The following is a 19,246-nucleotide window of genomic DNA, read 5'->3' as shown; positions in this document are numbered from 1 at the left end:
CTCGCCGTGGCGCCCGACGGACGCCTCCGCGCCCGCGGTGGCTCCGGCCCCGGGCACATCGCCCGCGCGGTCGGCGACCAGGGCGAGCGCGCGACGGCCGGCCACGGCGCCCCGCTTGTCGGCGAGGGCGCCGCGCAGACCGATGGATGCCTCCAGTTCGGCGCGGGCCCGGTCCAGTTGCCCGCCGCACAGCGCGAGGACACCCAACTCGTGGTGGAAATATGCCTGTTCGGCCACGTCACCGGCGAGCCGGGCGGCCTCGGCGCCGGACCGCAGCGCCCGCTCCCAGGCACCCCAGTGCAGCCCCGAGGCGAGGGCGGGCGCGGCCGAGCGGGCGAGCCCGACGGCGGGGCTCTCCTCGTCCTCGACGGCCGGCTGGGTCCCCGGCACGAGGACGGCCAGCGCGCCGAGCACGGCGTCGGCCTCGGCGCACACCCGCTCGGACGTGACGGAGGGGTGACCGGCCCACCAGGAGTAGTGCAGGGCGGCGGACAGCGCCTCGGCGACCAGGTCGTCGGCGTATCCGGCGGCCTCCAACTGCGCCTGCACGCCCGCCGCGAGGCGGTAGCGGGAGCCGACCGGGGAGACCAGCCCGCAGCTCATGAGTTCACCGAGCGCGGCGTCCGCGTGGGTGTCGCCGACCAGGGCGGGCAGATGCGCCTGGTGCGGCACCTCGCCGCCGAGGGCGACGGCGAGCCGCAGGGTGGCGCGGGCCGAGGCGCTCAGCCAGGAGGCGAGCAGCGACGCGGGCGCCGCGGCCTCGCCGAGCGACGGCAGGGGCACCTCCGCGGCGTCCACGGTGTCCGCGGTGACTGAGGTGTCCGAGGTGTTCGGGATATCCGAGGTGTCCGTGGTGTCCGTGGTGTCCATGCCGAAGGACGCGGCGGGGCCGCCCGGTTCGGGCAACGCCGGGAGCAGGGAAGCGGGCCGTACGTCCTCGAAGACCCCGAACTCCGCCACGGCGCCCGGGTCGGCCCGCAGCCGGTCGCGCTGCCGCAGCAGGGCGCCGGCCTGGACGAAGCGCAGCGGCAGTCCCTCGGACTCGAACCAGAGGTCGCCCGCCCAGTTGGCCTCCTCCTCGGTGAGGACGCGGCCGACGGCCCGCTCCAGCAGGTCGACGCCCCCGGCGCGGTCGAGGCCGCCGAGGAAGACCTCCTCGACGGCGGAGTCGGCGGACGGCGCGGGCACATCGGGGGTGGCGCCGATCAGGAAGGCACACTCTGGGGTGGCCTCGATCAGCTCGTCGAGGCCGACACCGCCGAACTCGATGTCGTCGACGACGACGATGGCGCCGATCTCCCCGACCAGACCGAGCAGTTCCGCCCGCGCGGGCCGGTGCCGGGGCGCGTCGTACACGGCGTGGAAGAGGTCGTACAGCAGCTCGCCCGCCGTGCGGTGGAAGCCGCTCAGCCGGACCGTGCCGTCGGGGGCGAGGTCCGCGCAGTCCTCGGCGACGAGGTCGAGCAGGGCGGTGCGGCCGGACCCGGAGGGCCCGGTGAGACGCACCGAGCGGCCGCGGGCGAGCAGCCGGACCAGGCGCTCGCGCTCGTCCTGGCGTTCCAGCAGCGGCAGCGTGGGCCCGGCCGGTCCCGGCGGCACGGGTGGCCGTGCGGCGCGCTCGGTCTCGGCCCGCTGGGCCGCGGTGAACTTCACGGGCCTGCCGGGCCGCTGCCCCGGCGGGCAGGGCACTATCTCGCTGCCGTCGACGGGATTGATCGTGAGCAGGAAGTCGCCGGAGACGAGCTGCGCCGTGCGGGCGGGTGTGGGTGTGCTCTGGCCGAAGTCCGAGGTGAGGGATTCCCGGGGCTGGCGCGGGCGCGGCGGATGGCTTCCCCCGGTCCCGACCTCGCTCGACCGGGCGGTGCCCGCACCGTCCTGGCCGTGGTCCTCGGGTCCCGGGTTGATCGGGTCCATGGGTTCTCAAGCCCCCCAAAAGCGTCGTGTGCCCGCGTCCGGCCCCTCCCGGCCTGCTGCACACCGCGCTGTCGCTTCTGGTCCGGGCCCGCTTGAGGGTCGCATGGCAGCGGGCGACCGAACCTTAAACCTTCGCACAGTATCCACGACAGGCCGGGGTACCGGTCGGCCCGAGACATCACGGTCTCGTGAGGATTGCGCCCGACGTGCGGTTCCCCGGTCCGCGCCCGGTCTCCCCCATCACCCGGGGCTCCCCATCGCCCGGTTCACATCCGATCGCGGCGTCATACCCGATCCAGGCGTCACACTCGATCGCGGCGTCACACCCGGGGCAGGGACTCGACCCCGATGCCCCCCTCGATGGCCAGGATCCGGTGCAGCCGGGTGGCGACGAGCAGGCGCTGCATCTGGGGCGGTACGTCGCGCAGCACCAGGCGCCGGCCGCAGCGGCCGGCCCGCCGGTGCGCCCCCATGATCACACCGAGTCCGGTGGCGTCCCAGGAGTCGAGTTCGGACAGGTCGAGCACCAGGTCGCCGACTCCGCCGTCGACGGCCGAGTGCAGGACCGTACGGGCGTCCGCCGCGCTGCGGACGTCGAGGCGGCCCCCGACGACCAGCCCGGCGTGGTCGCCCCTGATGTGCATAATGCGCTCCCCGTGAGTGCGGCGGCGTACTCCGTGACGGTGCTGTGCACCGTCTGACTGCTTCAGCGACAACCAGGTTGCCGTCTGTGAGGGATCCGATACCGAATTCACCCCTGGGAGTGACACCCCTGGGGCCTGTGCGGTCTCGGCGCTGCTGTCTGGTCGGGCGTCAGCCCGAGGTCAGTAGGTGTAGAAGCCCTGCCCGCTCTTGCGTCCGATGTCACCGGCGTCAACCATCCGGCGCATCAGCTCCGGCGGCGCGAACTTCTCGTCCTGCGACTCGGTGTAGATGTTGCTGGTGGCGTGCAGCAGGATGTCGACCCCGGTGAGGTCCGCCGTGGCGAGCGGGCCCATGGCGTGACCGAAGCCCAACTTGCAGGCCAGGTCGATGTCCTCGGCGGTGGCGACACCCGACTCGTACAGCTTGGCTGCCTCGACGACGAGCGCCGAGATCAGCCGGGTGGTGACAAAGCCGGCCACGTCCCGGTTGACGACGATGCAGGTCTTGCCCACGGACTCGGCGAACTCCCGCACGGTGGCGAGGGTTTCGTCGCTGGTCTTGTAGCCGCGGACGAGTTCGACCAGCTGCATCATCGGCACCGGCGAGAAGAAGTGCACGCCGACGACCCGCTCCGGGCGCCCGGTGACCGCCGCGATCTTTGTGATGGGGATGGCCGAGGTGTTGGAGGCGAGCACGGCGTCCGGGCGCACCAGCTTGTCGAGCGCGCGGAAGATCTCGTGCTTGACCTCCAGCTTCTCGAAGACGGCCTCGATGACGATGTCGGCGTCGGCCACGGCGTCCAGGTCGGTGGTGGCGGTGATGCGGGCGAGCGCGGCGTCGGCGTCGTGCGTCTCCATCTTCCCCTTGCCCACGAACTTGTCGTACGAGGCCCTGATCGCGTCGGTGCCACGGCGCAGCGCCTCGTCGGTGACGTCACGCAGGACCACGTCCCAGCCCGCCTGCGCGGAGACCTGGGCGATGCCGGACCCCATGAGGCCGGCCCCGATGACGGCGAGCTTCCGTGCCACTCCGACTCCCCTTACGCGCTGTTGAGGTGGTCTGCCCCTGCGGCGGACACTAGCAGTGCTCGTACGGGGGTGTGTGACCCGCGACTGGCGATCCTCCTCACAGTCGGCGACTGGCGATCTTCCGCACGGTCAAGGGTCCCGGCACCGATCACACACGCCGCTCCCCGGTCCACGCCTGCGGCCTGTCGGTCCACGCCTGCGGTCTGCCGACCATGGCCTCGGCGCGCGTGGACGCAGCGTCTAGATTGGCCACATGGTCAATCTGACGCGTATCTACACCAGAACCGGCGACCAGGGCACCACGAACCTCGGTGACATGAGCCGGGTCGCCAAGACCGACCTGCGGATCGCCGCGTACGCCGATGCCAACGAGGCGAACGCGGTGCTGGGCACGGCGCTCGCGCTGGGCGGTCTCGACGCGGAGGTCGTCGAGGTCCTCACCCGGGTGCAGAACGACCTGTTCGACGTGGGCGCGGACCTGTCGACCCCGGTGGCGGAGGACCCTGCGGCAACCAAGAACACGGTTTCGGCGCTGCGTATCGAGCAGTTCTACATCGACCGGCTGGAGGCCGACTGCGACCGCTTCAACGAGCGGCTGACGAAGCTGCGCTCCTTCATCCTGCCGGGCGGCACTCCGGGCGCCGCCCTGCTCCACCACGCCTGCACGGTGGTCCGCCGCGCCGAGCGCTCGACCTGGGCGGCCCTTCAGGCGCACGGCGACATCATGAACCCGCTCACCGCGACCTACCTCAACCGGCTGTCCGACCTGCTGTTCATCCTGGCCCGCACGGCGAACAAGGAGTCCGGCGACGTGCTGTGGGTACCTGGCGGGGAGCGCTGAACGCTCCGCCGGGAATGCCGCGATGTGCCGTCGGTCGTCTGCGGCACCATGGTGGCTGGTCGCGCAGTTCCCCGCGCCCCTTCAGGCGCCGTCGAGCCGCAGCGGACTTCACCGGACCTGCCTACTGGCCATAAGAGGTGCATTGCCCTGTGAGATGGGGGACGCCGCGCGTCCGGTGCGGTCCGGCGGCGCCACGGAAGGGCGCGGGCGTGCTCAGGGCAGCTTGGCCGATTCCCGGTGCTCGGCGGGTGCCCGCTTGGGGAACACGGTGTAGCTGGCGGCGATCACCACATTGATCCCGATCAGCCCCACCATCCTCAGCTGCCATGTCCGCAGTGATTCGATCTCGCCGTCGGCGCCGACGTACCAGACCGCGGCCTGCAACAGCGCGATGGCGACGACGGAGGCGAGGGTCCAGCGGCCCGCGGTCCGCCACTCGTGAACGGCGCGGGCCATGCCGTACTTCGGCGGTTTCACCGGCGGCGGCCCGCCGGCGAAGCGATGGGCGACCCGGGCGTCGGCCCACTTGATCGTGGCGTGCCCGAGGCCCACCGTGAAGCCGATGTAGACGGCCGCGAGACCGTGCCGCCAGTCCGGTTCCGCGCCGTTCTTGAGGTCGATCGCCGTGACGGCGAACAGCACGACCTCCAGCAGCGGCTCGCACAGCAGCAGCGCCAGACCGGTGCGCGGCATCCGCAGCAGATAGCGGAAGGCCAGTCCGCCCGCCAGCAGCACCCAGAACGCCACCTCACAGGCGATGATCAACCAGACGATCACGGTTCACTCCCTTCGGTCACCCTTCCAGGCTCCCGTGCCGGACCGCCGGTTTCGTCATCGCCGGCGATGAACTCGCGGTACATCGAACGATGCAGTGGCGGACCCTTCCCCGGGAGCAGGCGGGCCGCCCACGGGCCGTGTTGGATAAGGGCATGGCCCCGACCCTGCCCCGCCCGCACCGCGACGACCTGCACATCGCCCTGGGCGGGCTGTGCGGCGGGCTGCTGCTGTGGGCGGTCGGCATCGTCCCGCGGACGGCCTCGGACGACCTGATCGTGTGGTCCGGGTACGGGGCGCCCCTGGTGCCGCTGGCCGTGATGGCGGGCTGCGCACTGCTGCGCCGTATCCGGCCGCGGCTGGGCCTGCTGATCGGGACGGTCGCGGTGGTCGCGGACCTGCTGACCCGGGGCAGCCTGGCCACGATCGTGCTCTACACGGACCTCGTGTACGCGGCCGTCCTGTACGGCACGCCCGCCGCCGCCCGCCGCATCCTGTGGATCACCGGGCTGCTCACGGTGCTCGGCGGGGTGGCGCCCGCCGCGCTCTGGCGCGATCCGCAGGGGATGCTCATCGGGGTCGGGGTCGGCGTCGTCGCCTTCGCGCCGGCCACCACCGGCTGGGTGGTGCGCAACCACCGGGACGCGGCCGGGGCGGCGCGGCTGCGGGCGGAGCAGACCGCGCTGCTCGCCGAGAAGGACCGCACCCAGGCCGTCGCCGCCGAACGGGCCCGGGTGGCACGCGAGTTGCACGATCTGGTGGCCAACCATCTGTCGGCCATCGCCATCCACTCCACCGCGGCGCTGTCGATCGACGACCCCGGCACCTCCAGGGAGGCGCTCGGGGTGATCCGTGAGAACAGCGTCGAGGGGCTGGCCGAGATGCGGCGGCTGATCGGGATACTGCGGGACGACACCGACGGCGAACCGTTCGCCACCCCCACCCTTGACGGTCTGACCACCCTGGTCGACGGCGCCCGCGCGGGCGGCCTCGACGTCACGCTCGACACCGACCACCGGCGGGTCCCCGCCCCCGTGGAGCTGGCCGCCTACCGGATCGTGCAGGAGTCCCTGACCAACGCGCTCAAGCACGCGGGTCCTGGCCGGATCACCGTCCGCCTCGTCCAGCAAGGCGGTGTCCTGGACGTGCGGGTGAGCAGCCCGTACGGCAGCCCGGACGGCCCGCGGGCGCCCGGCTCCGGCGCCGGCCTGATCGGGATGCGGGAACGAGCCGCGCTGCTGGGCGGCGACTTCCGGGCCGGCCCCGACGGCACGGTGTGGACCGTGCGCGCCACCCTCCCCGTGACCGAAGGAGATCCCGAATGATCCGTGTCCTGGTCGCCGAGGACCAGTCCGCCGTCCGCGCCGGGCTCGTGCTGATCCTGCGCAGCGCGCCCGACATCGAGGTGGTGGGTGAGGCCGCGGACGGCGAGCGGGCGGTGGAGCTGGCCCGGGAACTGCGGCCGGACGTGGTGCTGATGGACGTTCAGATGCCCCGCAAGGACGGGGTGTCGGCGACCCGCGAGGTCGTCGGGGAGCGGCTCGCCGATGTGCTCGTGCTGACCACCTTCGACCTCGACGCGTATGTGTTCGGGGCGCTGCGGGCCGGGGCCGCCGGGTTTCTGCTGAAGAACACCGAGGCGAAGGACCTGCTGACGGCGGTGCGCACGGTGGCGCGCGGGGAGGGGATGGTCGCCCCGGCGGTCACCCGGCGGCTGATCGCCGAGTTCGCTGCCCGGCCGGTGCGGGAGACGACGGCCGATCCGGCGTTGCTGGACGCGCTGACGCGACGGGAACGGGAGGTCCTGTCGTGTCTGGGCGAGGGGCTGTCCAACGCGGCGATCGCGGAGCGGCTCGACATGGCCGAGGGGACCGTGAAGACCCACGTCAGCCGTCTGCTGGCGAAGCTGGAGCTGCGCAGCCGGGTGCAAGCCGCGGTGCTGGCGCGGGAGTTGGGGATCTAGCCGTCGATCCAGCCGAACCCATCGGTAGTGGTCCAGACCTATTGACCCATGGTCCAGACCTTTCTATTCTCGCGGCACTGCGGGCGTGAAGGCTCAGTCACGCCCGGCCCCCCGGTCACCGGCTCTGGCGCCCCGGTGGCCAAAACCAGAAGAGGAGGCGCGCGATGCGCTTCAGACACCGAGCCGCGGCAGGGTTCGCGACCTTGTTGCTCCCCCTCGCCGGCCTGGTCGGCCTAGCCGGTCCCGCCCAGGCCGCCGAGTCCGCCACGGCCACCTACACCAAGGCAGCGGACTGGGGAACCGGCTTCGAGGGCAAGTGGACCGTCAAGAACACCGGCACCACGACGATCAACTCCTGGACGGTCGAGTGGGACTTCCCCTCCGGTACGTCCGTCACCTCCCCCTGGGACGCGGACGTCACGTCCTCGGGCACCCACTGGACCGCCAAAAACAAGTCCTACAACGGCACCCTCGCCCCGGGCGCCTCGGTCTCCTTCGGCTTCAACGGCGCGGGCTCCGGCTCTCCCGCCAACTGCAAGCTCAACGGCGGACGTTGTGACGGCAGCACGGTGCCGGGCGACAACCCGCCGTCCGCGCCGGGCACCCCGACGGCCTCCGCCGTCACCGACACCTCGGTGAAGCTGTCCTGGCCTGCGGCCACCGACGACAAGGGCATCAAGAACTACGACGTCCTGCGCGACGGCACCAAGGTCGCCACCGTGACGACCGGCCCGTACACGGACACCGGCCTGACCGCGGGCACCGACTACTCGTACACCGTCCGGGCCCGCGACACCGCCGACCAGACCGGCCCGGTCAGCGCCGCGGTCGCCGTGCACACCACCGGCGGCGGCACCACTGACCCGCCCGGCGACAAGGTCAGGCTCGGCTACTTCACCGAGTGGGGCATCTACGGCCGCAACTACAACGTCAAGAACCTGGTGACGTCCGGCTCCGCGGCCAGGATCACGCACATCAACTACGCCTTCGGCAACGTCACCGGCGGCAAGTGCGCGATCGGCGACTCCTTCGCCGACTACGAGAAGGCGTTCACCGCCGACCAGTCGGTCAGCGGTGCCGCCGACACCTGGGACCAGCCGCTGCGCGGCAACTTCAACCAGCTGCGCCAGCTGAAGGCCAAGTACCCGAACCTCAAGGTGCTGTGGTCCTTCGGCGGCTGGACCTGGTCCGGCGGCTTCACCGAGGCGGCCAAGAACCCGGCGGCCTTCGCGAAGTCCTGCCACGACCTGGTCGAGGACCCGCGCTGGGCCGATGTCTTCGACGGCATCGACATCGACTGGGAGTACCCGAACGCCTGCGGTCTGAGCTGCGACAGCAGCGGCCGGGACGCCTTCGGGAAACTCATGTCGGCGATGCGGGCCGAGTTCGGCGCCGACTACCTGGTCACCGCCGCCACCACGGCCGACGGCTCTTCCGGCGGCAAGATCGACGCCACCGACTACGCCGGCGCCGCGCAGTACGTCGACTGGTACAACGTGATGACGTACGACTTCTTCGGCGCCTGGGCGGCGCAGGGCCCGACGGCCCCGCACTCCCCGCTGACCTCGTACAGCGGCATCCCGACCGCCGGCTTCACCACCGCCGACGCGATCGCCAGGTACAAGGCGCAGGGTGTACCCGCGAAGAAGCTGCTCATCGGCATCGGCTTCTACGGCCGCGGCTGGACCGGCGTCACCCAGGACGCCCCGGGCGGCACGGCCGGCGGAGCGGCGGCGGGCACCTACGAGCAGGGCATCGAGGACTACAAGGTGCTCAAGACGTCCTGCCCGGCCACCGGCACCATCGCGGGCACCGCGTACGCGAAGTGCGGCGGCAACTGGTGGTCGTACGACACCCCGGCGACCATCGGCACCAAGATGGCGTGGGCCAAGTCCCAAGGTCTTGGCGGCGCGTTCATCTGGGAGTTCAGCGGCGACACCGGCAACGGTGAGCTGGTGAGCGCTGTCAACAGCGGCCTGTCGTAGGACGGTTCACCACACGGTTCACCACCCGACGGGTGAATGCGGCTACGCCACATTCACCCGTTGTCCTGGCGGGGCCGCCTCCAGCCACGCGAGGAAACCGGTCAGCGCGTCCTCGCTCATGGCGAGTTCGAGACGGGTGCCGCGATGGGCACAGGCCAGGATGACGGCATCGGAGAGCAGGGCCAGTTCCTCCTCGCCCTCCGGGACGCGCCGGCCGGCCACCTCGATCGCGGAACGCTCCAGGACGCGACGCGGGCGGTAGGCATAGGAGAAGACGCGGTACCACTCGATGCGGTCGCCGTTGTAACGGGCGACGCCGTAACTCCATCCCTTGCCGCTGGTGTCGGGTTTCTCCGCCACGTCCCAGCGCAGCGAGCAGTCGAACGTCCCCCCGGAGCGCTGGATGAGTCGGCGGCGCAGACCGAACAGGAACAGCCCCACCACCACGAGCGCTACCACGACTCCGCACACAGTCAGAGCGAGGACCATCGGCACCGACCTCCTCGTCTCCTAGGTAACGGAACGGAAAAAACACCCACATCTGCCTCAGCCGCGGCCGGTACCGGATTGCTCCGGTACCGGCCGCGGCTGAGTGTCGTCATCGCACGACGCTCCCCCAGAGCCTAGAGGACTGGGAGGCGTCGCCGGTCAGCGCGTCGTCGCCGCACGCAGACGGACGTCGGCGCGCCGCTCGGCTGCGGCATCGCCCTCCGCCTTCGCGCGCTCCAGCTCCCGCTCCACACGCTGGACGTCGATCTCGTCCGACAGTTCGGCGATCTCGGCCAGCAGCGACAGCTTGTCGTCCGCGAACGAGATGAAACCGCCGTGCACCGCGGCGACGACCGTTCCACCGTCACTCGTACGGATGGTCACCGGGCCCGACTCCAGCACACCGAGCAGCGGCTGGTGACCGGGCATGACGCCGATGTCGCCGGAGGTGGTGCGCGCGACGACCAGGGTGGCCTCGCCGGACCAGACCTGACGGTCGGCGGCGACCAGCTCGACGTGCAGCTCAGCAGCCAAGGGTGGCTCCTCGGGTCACCACCCGGCTCAGATGCCGGGTGTGGGGTCAATTCTAATGGGCGCTCATGGGCGTGGAGAGAGGGGCTGGACACCCCCCGGAAGGGATGGGTCCGCGCCCCTCTCGGACGAGCACGGGGCTCAGGAGACGCCCAGCTCCTTGGCGTTGGCCTTGAGGTCCTCCAGGCCACCGCACATGAAGAACGCCTGCTCGGGGAAGTGGTCGTACTCACCGTCGCAGATCGCGTTGAACGCGGCGATCGACTCGTCGAGCGGCACGTCCGAGCCGTCCACGCCGGTGAACTGCTTGGCGACGTGGGTGTTCTGGGACAGGAAGCGCTCCACCCGGCGGGCCCGGTGGACGACCAGCTTGTCCTCCTCGCCGAGCTCGTCGATACCGAGGATCGCGATGATGTCCTGGAGGTCCTTGTACTTCTGCAGGATCGTCTTCACCCGCATCGCGGCGCCGTAGTGGTCTGCCGAGATGTAGCGCGGGTCCAGGATCCGGGACGTGGAGTCCAGCGGGTCCACGGCCGGGTAGATGCCCTTCTCGGAGATCGGACGGGAGAGCACCGTCGTCGCGTCGAGGTGGGCGAAGGTGGTGGCCGGGGCCGGGTCGGTCAGGTCGTCGGCGGGGACGTAGATCGCCTGCATCGAGGTGATCGAGTGACCGCGGGTCGAGGTGATGCGCTCCTGGAGGAGACCCATCTCATCGGCCAGGTTCGGCTGGTAACCCACCGCTGACGGCATCCGGCCGAGCAGGGTGGAGACCTCGGAACCGGCCTGCGTGAAGCGGAAGATGTTGTCGATGAAGAACAGCACGTCCTGCTTCTGGACGTCACGGAAGTACTCGGCCATGGTGAGGCCGGCCAGCGCGACGCGCAGACGGGTGCCCGGGGGCTCGTCCATCTGACCGAAGACCAGGGCGGTCTTGTCGATGACGCCCGAGTCGGACATCTCCTCGATGAGGTCGTTGCCCTCACGGGTGCGCTCGCCGACACCGGCGAACACGGAGACACCGTCGTGGTTGTTGGCGACCCGGTAGATCATCTCCTGGATGAGCACCGTCTTGCCGACGCCGGCGCCGCCGAACAGGCCGATCTTGCCGCCCTTGACGTACGGGGTGAGCAGGTCGATGACCTTGACGCCCGTCTCGAACATCTCGGTCTTGGACTCGAGCTCGTCGAAGTTCGGGGCCTTGCGGTGGATCGGCCAGCGCTCGCCGTCGTAGGTCTCGTCGACGTTCAGCACCTCACCGAGGGTGTTGAACACCTTGCCCTTGGTGAAGTCGCCGACCGGGACGGAGATGGCGGAGCCGGTGTCCGACACCGGGGCCTGGCGGACCAGACCGTCGGTGGGCTGCATGGAGATGGTGCGGACCAGGCCGTCACCCAGGTGCTGGGCGACCTCCAGGGTCAGCGTCTTCTTCTCGCCCTCGTTCGCCGGGTCGGCGACGTCCACGTGCAGGGCGTTGTAGATGTCCGGCATCGCGTCGACGGGGAACTCCACGTCGACGACCGGGCCGATGACCCGGGCGACGCGGCCCGTAGCCGTCGCGGTCTCAACAGTGGTGGTCATTAGCGGTCACTCCCCGCGGTCGCGTCGGCCAGGGCGCTCGCGCCACCGACGATCTCGCTGATTTCCTGGGTGATTTCGGCCTGGCGGGCCGCGTTGGCAAGCCGGGAGAGCGTGTTGATCAGCTCGCCCGCGTTGTCGGTGGCCGACTTCATCGCGCGCCGCGTGGCGGCGTGCTTCGAAGCGGCCGACTGGAGCAGCGCGTTGTAGATACGGCTCTCCACATAGCGCGGCAGCAGGGCGTCGAGGACGTCCTCCGCCGAGGGCTCGAAGTCGTACAGCGGAAGGATCTCGCCCTTGGGCCGTTCCTCCGCCACCTCGTCGAGGCGCAGCGGCAGCAGTCGGGCGTCCAGCGCCGTCTGCGTCATCATCGACACGAACTCGGTGTAGACGAGGTGGAGTTCGTCCACGCCGCCGTCCGCCGTGTCCTGCTCGATGGCCTCGATCAGGGGCGCCGCGACCTTCTTGGCGTCCGCGTACGCGGGCTCGTCGGTGAAGCCGGTCCACGACTCCGTGACCTTGCGCTCACGGAAGTTGTAGTGGGCCAGTCCGCGACGGCCGACGACATACGTGTCGACCTGCTTGCCCTCGCGCTCCAGCCGCTCGGTCAGCTGCTCCGCCGCCTTGATGGCGTTGGAGTTGAAGGCGCCGGCCAGCCCGCGGTCGCTCGTCAGGAGCAGGACCGCGGCACGGGTCGGGTGCTCGGCCTCCGTGGTGAGCGGGTGCCTGGTGTTCGAACCGGTGCCGACCGCCGTGACCGCGCGGGTCAGTTCCTGCGCGTACGGCGTGGAGGCCACCACCTTGCGCTGCGCCTTGACGACGCGCGAGGCGGCGATCATCTCCATCGCCTTGGTGATCTTCTTGGTCGCGGTGACGGATCGGATGCGACGCTTGTAGACCCGGAGCTGGGCTCCCATGAGTCAGGTCCCTTCCTTACGTCACTTGGCGGCAGCGGCCGGAGTGTCCTCGCCGAGCAGCTTGCCGTCGGAGGTCTCGAACTGCTTCTTGAAGTCCGCGATCGCGTCGGCCACGGCCGTCAGCGTGTCGTCGGACATCTTGCCGCCCTCCTTGATGGAGGTCATGAGGCCCTGCTCCTTGCGGTGCAGGTACTCCAGCAGCTCCTTCTCGAAGCGGCGGATGTCGGCGACCGGCACCTCGTCCATCCGGCCGGTGGTGCCGGCCCAGACGGAGACGACCTGGTCCTCGGTGGCCATCGGCTGGTACTGGTCCTGCTTGAGCAGCTCGACCATGCGCTGACCGCGCTCCAGCTGGGCCTTGGAGGCGGCGTCCAGGTCGGAACCGAACGCGGCGAACGCCTCCAGCTCACGGAACTGGGCGAGGTCGACGCGGAGACGACCCGAAACCTGCTTCATCGCCTTGTGCTGCGCGGAACCACCGACTCGGGAGACGGAGATACCGACGTTCAGCGCGGGGCGCTGACCGGCGTTGAACAGGTCCGACTCCAGGAAGCACTGGCCGTCGGTGATGGAGATGACGTTGGTCGGGATGAACGCCGACACGTCGTTGGCCTTGGTCTCGACGATCGGCAGACCGGTCATCGAGCCGGCGCCCATGTCGTCGGAGAGCTTGGCGCAGCGCTCCAGCAGGCGGGAGTGCAGGTAGAAGACGTCACCCGGGTATGCCTCACGGCCCGGCGGGCGGCGCAGCAGCAGGGACACGGCGCGGTAGGCGTCGGCCTGCTTCGAGAGGTCGTCGAAGATGATGAGGACGTGCTTGCCCTCGTACATCCACTGCTGGCCGATGGCCGAACCGGTGTAGGGCGCCAGGTACTTGAAGCCGGCCGGGTCGGACGCCGGGGCGGCGACGATGGTCGTGTACTCCAGTGCGCCGTTCTCCTCCAGCGCGCGGCGGACCGACGCGATGGTCGAGCCCTTCTGGCCGATGGCGACGTAGATGCAGCGGACCTGCTTCTTCGGGTCGCCCGAGCGCCAGTTGTCGCGCTGGTTGATGATGGTGTCGACGGCCAAGGCGGTCTTGCCGGTCTGGCGGTCACCGATGATCAGCTGACGCTGACCACGGCCGACGGGGGTCATCGCGTCGACGGCCTTGTAGCCCGTCTCCATCGGCTCGTGCACCGACTTGCGCTGCATGACCGTGGGGGCCTGCAGCTCAAGGGCGCGGCGGCCGGACGTCTCGATCTCGCCGAGACCGTCGATCGGGTTGCCGAGCGGGTCGACGACACGGCCGAGGTAGCCCTCGCCGACTGCCACGGAGAGCACCTCACCGGTGCGCTGCACCGGCTGACCCTCCTCGATGCCGCTGAACTCACCGAGGACGATGGCACCGATCTCGCGCTCTTCCAGGTTCAGCGCGAGGCCGAGGTTGCCATCCTCGAACTTCAGCAGTTCGTTGGCCATGGCCGAGGGCAGGCCCTCGACCTTCGCGATACCGTCGCCGGCAAGGGTGACCGTACCGACCTCCTCGCGCGAGGCCGCGTCCGGCTTGTACGACTGGACGAAGTTCTCCAGCGCGTCCCGGATCTCCTCCGGCCGGATCGTGAGCTCCGCCATCTGGGTTCCCTGCTCTCCTTGTTGGGCCCGAAGTTTCACTTTGGGGGGATGGGGACTCCCCCCGTCTGGAGGTGAATCCTCTGTACGGCCCAACCAGGGCCGCCATCAGTACGTACTGCTTCTTGAGTTGCTGCTAGCCGGCCATGCGGCGGGAGGCGTCCTCCAGCCGGTCCGCGATCGAGCCGTTGATGACCTCGTCGCCGACCTGCACCCGGATTCCGCCGACGACCGCCGGGTCCACATCGAGGTTGAGGTGCATCGTGCGGCCGTAGAGCTTCGCCAGGGAGGCGCCCAGGCGCCGCTTCTGTGTGTCGCTCAGCGGTACCGCCGAGGTGACGACGGCGACCATGCGGTCCCGGCGCTCGGCGGCCAGCTTGGACAGGGTGTCGATTCCCGCTTCCAGGCTACGTCCCCGCGGCGCGGTCACAAGGCGCGTCACCAGCCGCTCGGTGGTCACGGCGGCCCGGCCCCCGAGCAGCCGGTGCAGCAGCTCGGTCTTGGCCGCGGTACCGGCGCTACGGTCGGTGAGCGCGGCACGCAGCTCGGTGCTGGAGGAGACGATCCGCCCGAACCGGAACAGCTCGTCCTCCACGCTGTCGAGCCTGCCCACCTGCTGGGCGGCCGTGAGGTCGGCCACGTCGGCCAGCTCCTCCAGCGCGTCCACCAGGTCGCGCGGCTGCGACCAGCGGGAGCGGACCAGACCGGACACCAGGTCCGCGGCCGGGCCGCTGACCTGGCCGCCGACCAGGCGCCGGACCAGCTCCGCCTTGGCCTCGCCGGGCTGCGCCGGGTCGGTGAGGACCCGACGCAGCGACACCTCGCGGTCGAGCAGCGCGGTGACGGCCGCCAGCTCGTCGGCGAGCCGCGCCGCGTCCACGGACGTGGCGTCCGTCAGCGCGTCGAGACGCTCACGTGCGGCTGCCAGTGCCTCGCGGCTCGCTCCGTTCATCGCGCGGCCTCGGCCTTCTCGTCGAGCTCGTCGAGGAAGCGGTCGATCACGCGGCTCTGCCGGGCGTGGTCCTCGAGGGACTCACCGACGAGCTTGCCGGCCAGTTCGGTGGCGAGCTTGCCGACGTCCTGGCGCAGCGCGGTCGAGGCGGACTTGCGGTCGGCCTCGATCTGGGTGTGACCGGCGGCGACGATCTCCTCACGCTGCCGCTGGCCCTCGGCGCGCATCTCGGCGATGAGCGCGGCACCCTGCTCCTGCGCCTCCTGGCGCAGCCGCGCGGCCTCGTGCCGGGCCTCGGCGAGCTGGGCCTTGTACTGCTCAAGGACGCTCTGGGCCTCGGTCTGCGCGGCCTCGGCCTTCTCGATACCGCCCTCGATGGCCTCGCGGCGCTGCTCCAGAACCTTGTTGATGTTCGGAAGAAGCTTCCAGGCGAGGAAGCCGAAGACGATGACGAAGGCGATCAGGCCGATGACAAGCTCGGGAATCGGCGGGACTAGGGGGTTTTCCTTCTCCCCGGCCGCCAGAATGAGCAGCTGGCTCATGTCAGTGCCTTTCGTCTAGTCGGCTGGTCGTGGATCGTCAGATCACTGGCCGTAGACGAACGGCATGACCAGACCGATCAGCGCGAGCGCCTCACAGAAGGCGAAGCCGAGGATCTGGTTGGCGCGGATCAGGCCGGCCGCCTCGGGCTGACGGGCCAGGGCCTGGGTGCCGTTACCGAAGATGATGCCGACGCCGACGCCGGGGCCGATCGCGGCAAGGCCGTAACCGATGGAACCGAGCGAGCCGGAGACAGCGGCAAGGGTCTGGGACATGCCAGTTCTTCCTTCTTCTTTACGGACCGGTGGGGGTTGGCCACCGGACGACTGGGGGGTCGGGGTGCGGGGTGCTCAGTGGTGCTCGGCGAGCGCGCCCTGGATGTAGGTGCACGTCAGCAGGACGAAGACGTACGCCTGCAGTGCCTGGATGAAGAGCTCGAAGGCCGTCATCACGATGGTCATGATGAAGCTGACGCCCGCGTAGGCGACGCCGATGCCGTTGAGCAGGTACCAGCTGGCGACCGTGAAGAGGAGCAGCAGGGTGTGACCGGCGAACATGTTCGCGAAGAGTCGCACCGCGTGCGTGAAGGGCCGGACCAGGAGGTTCGAGAAGAACTCGATGGTCATGGCGAGCGGCAGCACCGGGCCGAGCGACTTGTCGTAGCCGGTGACGTTCTTGAAGAAACCGACGAAGCCGTGTCGCTTGAAGGTCAGCGAGACCCACAGGACGTAGACGATCAGGGCCAGGACCATCGGGTAGGCGATGATCGACGTCACCGGGAACTGGGCGACCGGGATGATCGACCAGAGGTTCATCATCCAGATGAAGAAGAACAGCGAGACGATCAGCGGAACGTACTTCTCGCCCTCCTTCTTGCCGATCGTCTCGTACACGACGCCACGCCGGATGAAGTCGTAGCCGGTCTCGGCCACCATCTGGAGCTTGCCGGGCACGACCTTAGGACTGCGGAAGGCGGTCCAGAAGAATCCGACGATGATGACCGAGCCGAGCAGGGCCAGCAGCATCGGCTTGTTGAAGTACAGGTTGCTGTCCGCATTGCCCCAGAGGGGTTCGAACAGGAACGAGTGCAGGCCCGGAGCGGGGAAGCCACAGCCATCGAAGATGTGGCAGTCGGTCTCGAAGGCGAGCACCTGCGTCGGGTCAGCACTCACCGCGGGCTCCTTCTGCGTGGCGCATGGGTACGGCAACCTCGTTGTGTCGGCGCGGCGCAGGGCCGCGGTTCGGCACCGGACTGGTGTTACGGATGTGGGGGCGGCTGGGGGACATCTCGCCTTGCGATTGAGCAGGCGTCAGCTCAGATGCCCGCGCCCGCGATGCCGCAGTTGGCACCGGACGATAGCAGCATCTCTTATGCGCCTTTATCCCGGCCCTACCTCTCACGACGAGTGCCCGGTCTTCTCGGGCCTCTCGCTGCGCGCGGAAGCGGTCGAATCGGGTTCGACGTAGAGGATCTTGGACTTCATGTGCGCACGCGTCTGGGCCGCGATCCAGGCGAGGGTGGCGAGGACGAGCGTGAGCGCGAAGGCCCGGGGGTTGAACAGCGTGGTGTTCTTGAACGCCGCGACGAACACGAACAGCAGCAGGATCTGCGCCGTGTAGAGCATCAGGCCCATGGCCTGGAACAGGTGCGGGAGCGATGCGGCGGTCCGCTGCAGTGCGTAGAGGCCGAGTCCCATGAACAGGACCACGATCAGCGTCGCGACGACCGCCCCGATGGCACCCTTGCCGCCCGCGACCACCGCGCTGACTACAGCGGCGATCACGCCGACGGCAGCCGTGGGCACGGCAGCCTGGGCGAGGGTCCGGACGTCATTGGACGGCATGGCGGCAACTCCGCTTTCGCAGGGGGCGTGGGGTGTCGTCATGGACGAGCGTAGCCCCGGGCCGAGTAAGGCAGACCTCTCGCCAATGGACCGTCGCACCACGGTCCTTCGGCTGTGTCCGGGGTTCTCGTGAACCGTATCACAAACTATTTGATGAGGTCTTTACCTGGTGGGTGTGCTTGCCGTCACACATGAGAGTGAGAGTGCGCGTCTGTGCAAGAACCCGGCCCATTTGTCTGGTATTAGGGGCTTTCGCTCCCCCACGACTTGGCAATGCTCTAGTCAGATTCTTACCTTGAGCGTCAGCGTGACGTGCCCGCGTTGCGCCCTTCCAGGAGGCGCGAACGGGGCCCGATGGCGCTCGCCCCATTGCCCCCGGCGGCCCCGGCGGTGACCGGAGTGCGCTCTTCGTCCTCAACCGGCGCCGTGGCAGGGCAGGTTGCCACGGCCGCCGCCACCCGCCGGCGCCGGTAGCGCGGCGGCACGAACTGCTCGGCCCAGCGCGGGGCGCGCGGTGTGAACCGCGGCAGCAGAAGCAGCACCAGGCCGATCGCGCTGAGGAAGACCACACTGAGCACGATCCACATGGACGCCGAGTTCACGGAGTAGGCCAGCGCTCCGAAGGCGATCAGCGCCGACCAGAAGTACATGATCAGCACGGCCCGGCTGTGCGAGTGGCCGATCTCCAGGAGCCGGTGGTGCAGATGCCCGCGGTCGGCGGCGAACGGCGACTGACCGCGCCAGGTACGGCGCACGATCGCCAGCACCAGGTCGGCGGCCGGCACCGCGATGATCGTCAGCGGCAGCAGCAGCGGGATGTAGACGGGCACCAACTGGTGCACCGCCGCCTTCTCCGAACCGGCGTACAGGTTCAGCGCGTCCGGGTCGAGCTGGCCGGTGATCGAGATCGCGCCGGCGGCCAGCACCAGGCCGATCAGCATCGAGCCGGAGTCGCCCATGAAGATCCGCGCGGGGTGCATGTTGTGCGGCAGGAAGCCCAGGCACATGCCCATCAGGATCGCCGCGAACAGCGTGGCCGGGGCGGCGGCCTCGATGCCGTACGAGTACCAGATCCGGTAGCCGTACAGGAAGAACGCAGCGGCGGCCACGCACACCATGCCGGAGGCGAGGCCGTCCAGGCCGTCCACGAAGTTCACCGCGTTGATCGTGATGACCACCAGCGCCACCGTCAGCAGTGTGCCCTGCCACGGGGTCAGCGCCACGTTGCCGACGCCGGGGACGGGCAGCCACAGAATCGTCAGACCCTGCATCACCATCACGCCCGCCGCGATCATCTGCCCGCCCAGCTTGATCAGGGCGTCGATCTCGAACTTGTCGTCCAGGACACCGATCAGCCAGATCAGCGCGGCTCCGGACAGCAGCGCGCGCGGCTCGTTGGACTTGGTGAAGACCTCGTTGAGGTTGGTCAGATGGTCGGCCGCCAGCAGGCCCGCGCACAGGCCGAAGAACATGGCGATCCCGCCGAGGCGCGGAGTGGGTTCCCGGTGCACGTCACGCGCCCGGATCTCCGGCACCGCCCCGGCCACGATCGCGAACTTCCGTACCGGCCCTGTGAGCAGGTAGGTCACCGCGGCCGTGATGCAGAGCGTCAGCAGGTATTCACGCACAGGCTTCCC

The 19,246-nt window shown here is 69.8% G+C and carries 19 protein-coding genes; 4 read left to right on the top strand and 15 right to left on the bottom strand.

Annotated features, from left to right (window positions below; translation table 11 throughout):
- The 3 genes from ACWEKM_RS10605 to ACWEKM_RS10595 all read right to left on the bottom strand — a co-directional run.
- Nucleotides 1–1,914: ATP-binding protein (locus ACWEKM_RS10605; RefSeq protein WP_451620784.1), on the bottom strand; the 1,914-nt coding region annotated here is incomplete at its 3' end.
- Nucleotides 1,915–2,234: 320 nt separating this feature from the next.
- Complete coding sequence (locus tag ACWEKM_RS10600) at nt 2,235–2,558, bottom strand: STAS domain-containing protein (protein WP_451620783.1); 324 nt, start codon at nt 2,556–2,558, stop codon at nt 2,235–2,237.
- Between the two features lie 180 nt (nt 2,559–2,738).
- Nucleotides 2,739–3,587 carry a 3-hydroxyacyl-CoA dehydrogenase family protein gene (locus tag ACWEKM_RS10595; protein WP_451620782.1) on the bottom strand — a complete coding sequence of 283 codons (849 nt, stop codon included), beginning with the start codon at nt 3,585–3,587 and terminating at the stop codon, nt 2,739–2,741.
- Nucleotides 3,588–3,840: 253 nt separating this feature from the next.
- On the opposite strand from ACWEKM_RS10595, the gene ACWEKM_RS10590 reads away from it, so the two are divergent.
- The gene (locus ACWEKM_RS10590; protein WP_451620781.1) at nt 3,841–4,428 is read left to right on the top strand and encodes a cob(I)yrinic acid a,c-diamide adenosyltransferase; all 588 of its coding nucleotides are present in this window, start codon (nt 3,841–3,843) and stop codon (nt 4,426–4,428) included.
- 213 nt (nt 4,429–4,641) lie between these two features.
- Here the strand turns inward: ACWEKM_RS10590 and ACWEKM_RS10585 are convergent, their stop codons facing one another.
- The gene (locus ACWEKM_RS10585) at nt 4,642–5,205 is read right to left on the bottom strand and encodes a hypothetical protein (protein ID WP_451620780.1); all 564 of its coding nucleotides are present in this window, start codon (nt 5,203–5,205) and stop codon (nt 4,642–4,644) included.
- Nucleotides 5,206–5,357: 152 nt separating this feature from the next.
- Between ACWEKM_RS10585 and ACWEKM_RS10580 the strand changes: the two genes are divergently transcribed.
- The 3 genes from ACWEKM_RS10580 (at nt 5,358) to ACWEKM_RS10570 (ending at nt 9,150) form a co-directional block, all read left to right on the top strand.
- Complete coding sequence (locus ACWEKM_RS10580) at nt 5,358–6,527, top strand: sensor histidine kinase (RefSeq protein WP_451620779.1); 1,170 nt, start codon at nt 5,358–5,360, stop codon at nt 6,525–6,527.
- Nucleotides 6,524–7,165, top strand: a complete 642-nt coding sequence (locus ACWEKM_RS10575; protein WP_451620778.1) for a response regulator — start codon at nt 6,524–6,526, stop codon at nt 7,163–7,165. Before ACWEKM_RS10580 ends, ACWEKM_RS10575 begins: the two co-directional genes overlap by 4 nt.
- 164 nt (nt 7,166–7,329) lie before the next feature.
- The gene (locus ACWEKM_RS10570; protein ID WP_451620777.1) at nt 7,330–9,150 is read left to right on the top strand and encodes a glycosyl hydrolase family 18 protein; all 1,821 of its coding nucleotides are present in this window, start codon (nt 7,330–7,332) and stop codon (nt 9,148–9,150) included.
- 42 nt (nt 9,151–9,192) lie between these two features.
- On the opposite strand, the gene ACWEKM_RS10565 is transcribed toward ACWEKM_RS10570, so the two are convergent.
- The 11 genes from ACWEKM_RS10565 to ACWEKM_RS10515 form a co-directional block, all read right to left on the bottom strand.
- Nucleotides 9,193–9,639 (bottom strand): DUF2550 domain-containing protein, encoded by a 447-nt coding sequence (locus tag ACWEKM_RS10565; protein WP_451620776.1) that lies wholly within the window; start codon nt 9,637–9,639, stop codon nt 9,193–9,195.
- A gap of 159 nt (nt 9,640–9,798) precedes the next feature.
- On the bottom strand, nt 9,799–10,173 hold the full coding sequence (locus ACWEKM_RS10560) for a F0F1 ATP synthase subunit epsilon (protein ID WP_121894295.1): 375 nt from the start codon (nt 10,171–10,173) through the stop codon (nt 9,799–9,801).
- 138 nt (nt 10,174–10,311) lie between these two features.
- Nucleotides 10,312–11,748, bottom strand: coding sequence for a F0F1 ATP synthase subunit beta (atpD, locus tag ACWEKM_RS10555; RefSeq protein ID WP_451620775.1), 1,437 nt, complete (start codon nt 11,746–11,748; stop codon nt 10,312–10,314).
- A complete protein-coding gene (locus ACWEKM_RS10550) occupies nt 11,748–12,662 on the bottom strand; it encodes a F0F1 ATP synthase subunit gamma (RefSeq protein ID WP_451620774.1) in 915 nt (304 codons plus the stop codon). The genes atpD and ACWEKM_RS10550 overlap by 1 nt, the downstream gene beginning before the upstream one ends.
- Before the next feature lie 21 nt (nt 12,663–12,683).
- Nucleotides 12,684–14,276, bottom strand: a complete 1,593-nt coding sequence (atpA, locus tag ACWEKM_RS10545; protein ID WP_451620773.1) for a F0F1 ATP synthase subunit alpha — start codon at nt 14,274–14,276, stop codon at nt 12,684–12,686.
- Between the two features lie 133 nt (nt 14,277–14,409).
- Nucleotides 14,410–15,225, bottom strand: coding sequence for a F0F1 ATP synthase subunit delta (locus ACWEKM_RS10540; protein WP_451620772.1), 816 nt, complete (start codon nt 15,223–15,225; stop codon nt 14,410–14,412).
- Nucleotides 15,222–15,767 (bottom strand): F0F1 ATP synthase subunit B, encoded by a 546-nt coding sequence (locus tag ACWEKM_RS10535; RefSeq protein WP_451620771.1) that lies wholly within the window; start codon nt 15,765–15,767, stop codon nt 15,222–15,224. The genes ACWEKM_RS10540 and ACWEKM_RS10535 overlap by 4 nt, the downstream gene beginning before the upstream one ends.
- 42 nt (nt 15,768–15,809) lie before the next feature.
- A complete protein-coding gene (gene atpE, locus ACWEKM_RS10530) occupies nt 15,810–16,040 on the bottom strand; it encodes an ATP synthase F0 subunit C (RefSeq protein ID WP_030915976.1) in 231 nt (76 codons plus the stop codon).
- Nucleotides 16,041–16,115: 75 nt separating this feature from the next.
- On the bottom strand, nt 16,116–16,937 hold the full coding sequence (atpB, locus tag ACWEKM_RS10525) for a F0F1 ATP synthase subunit A (protein ID WP_451620770.1): 822 nt from the start codon (nt 16,935–16,937) through the stop codon (nt 16,116–16,118).
- Between the two features lie 225 nt (nt 16,938–17,162).
- Complete coding sequence (locus ACWEKM_RS10520) at nt 17,163–17,609, bottom strand: hypothetical protein (protein ID WP_451620769.1); 447 nt, start codon at nt 17,607–17,609, stop codon at nt 17,163–17,165.
- A 302-nt stretch (nt 17,610–17,911) separates the two neighbouring features.
- Nucleotides 17,912–19,237 carry an MraY family glycosyltransferase gene (locus ACWEKM_RS10515; RefSeq protein WP_451620768.1) on the bottom strand — a complete coding sequence of 442 codons (1,326 nt, stop codon included), beginning with the start codon at nt 19,235–19,237 and terminating at the stop codon, nt 17,912–17,914.
- Nucleotides 19,238–19,246: the final 9 nt, after the last annotated feature.

It is taken from the genome of Streptomyces sp. NPDC004752, from assembly GCF_053601275.1.
The sequence above is the reverse complement of the archived record's forward strand: the minus strand, read 5'-3'. Positions and strand labels throughout refer to the sequence as shown.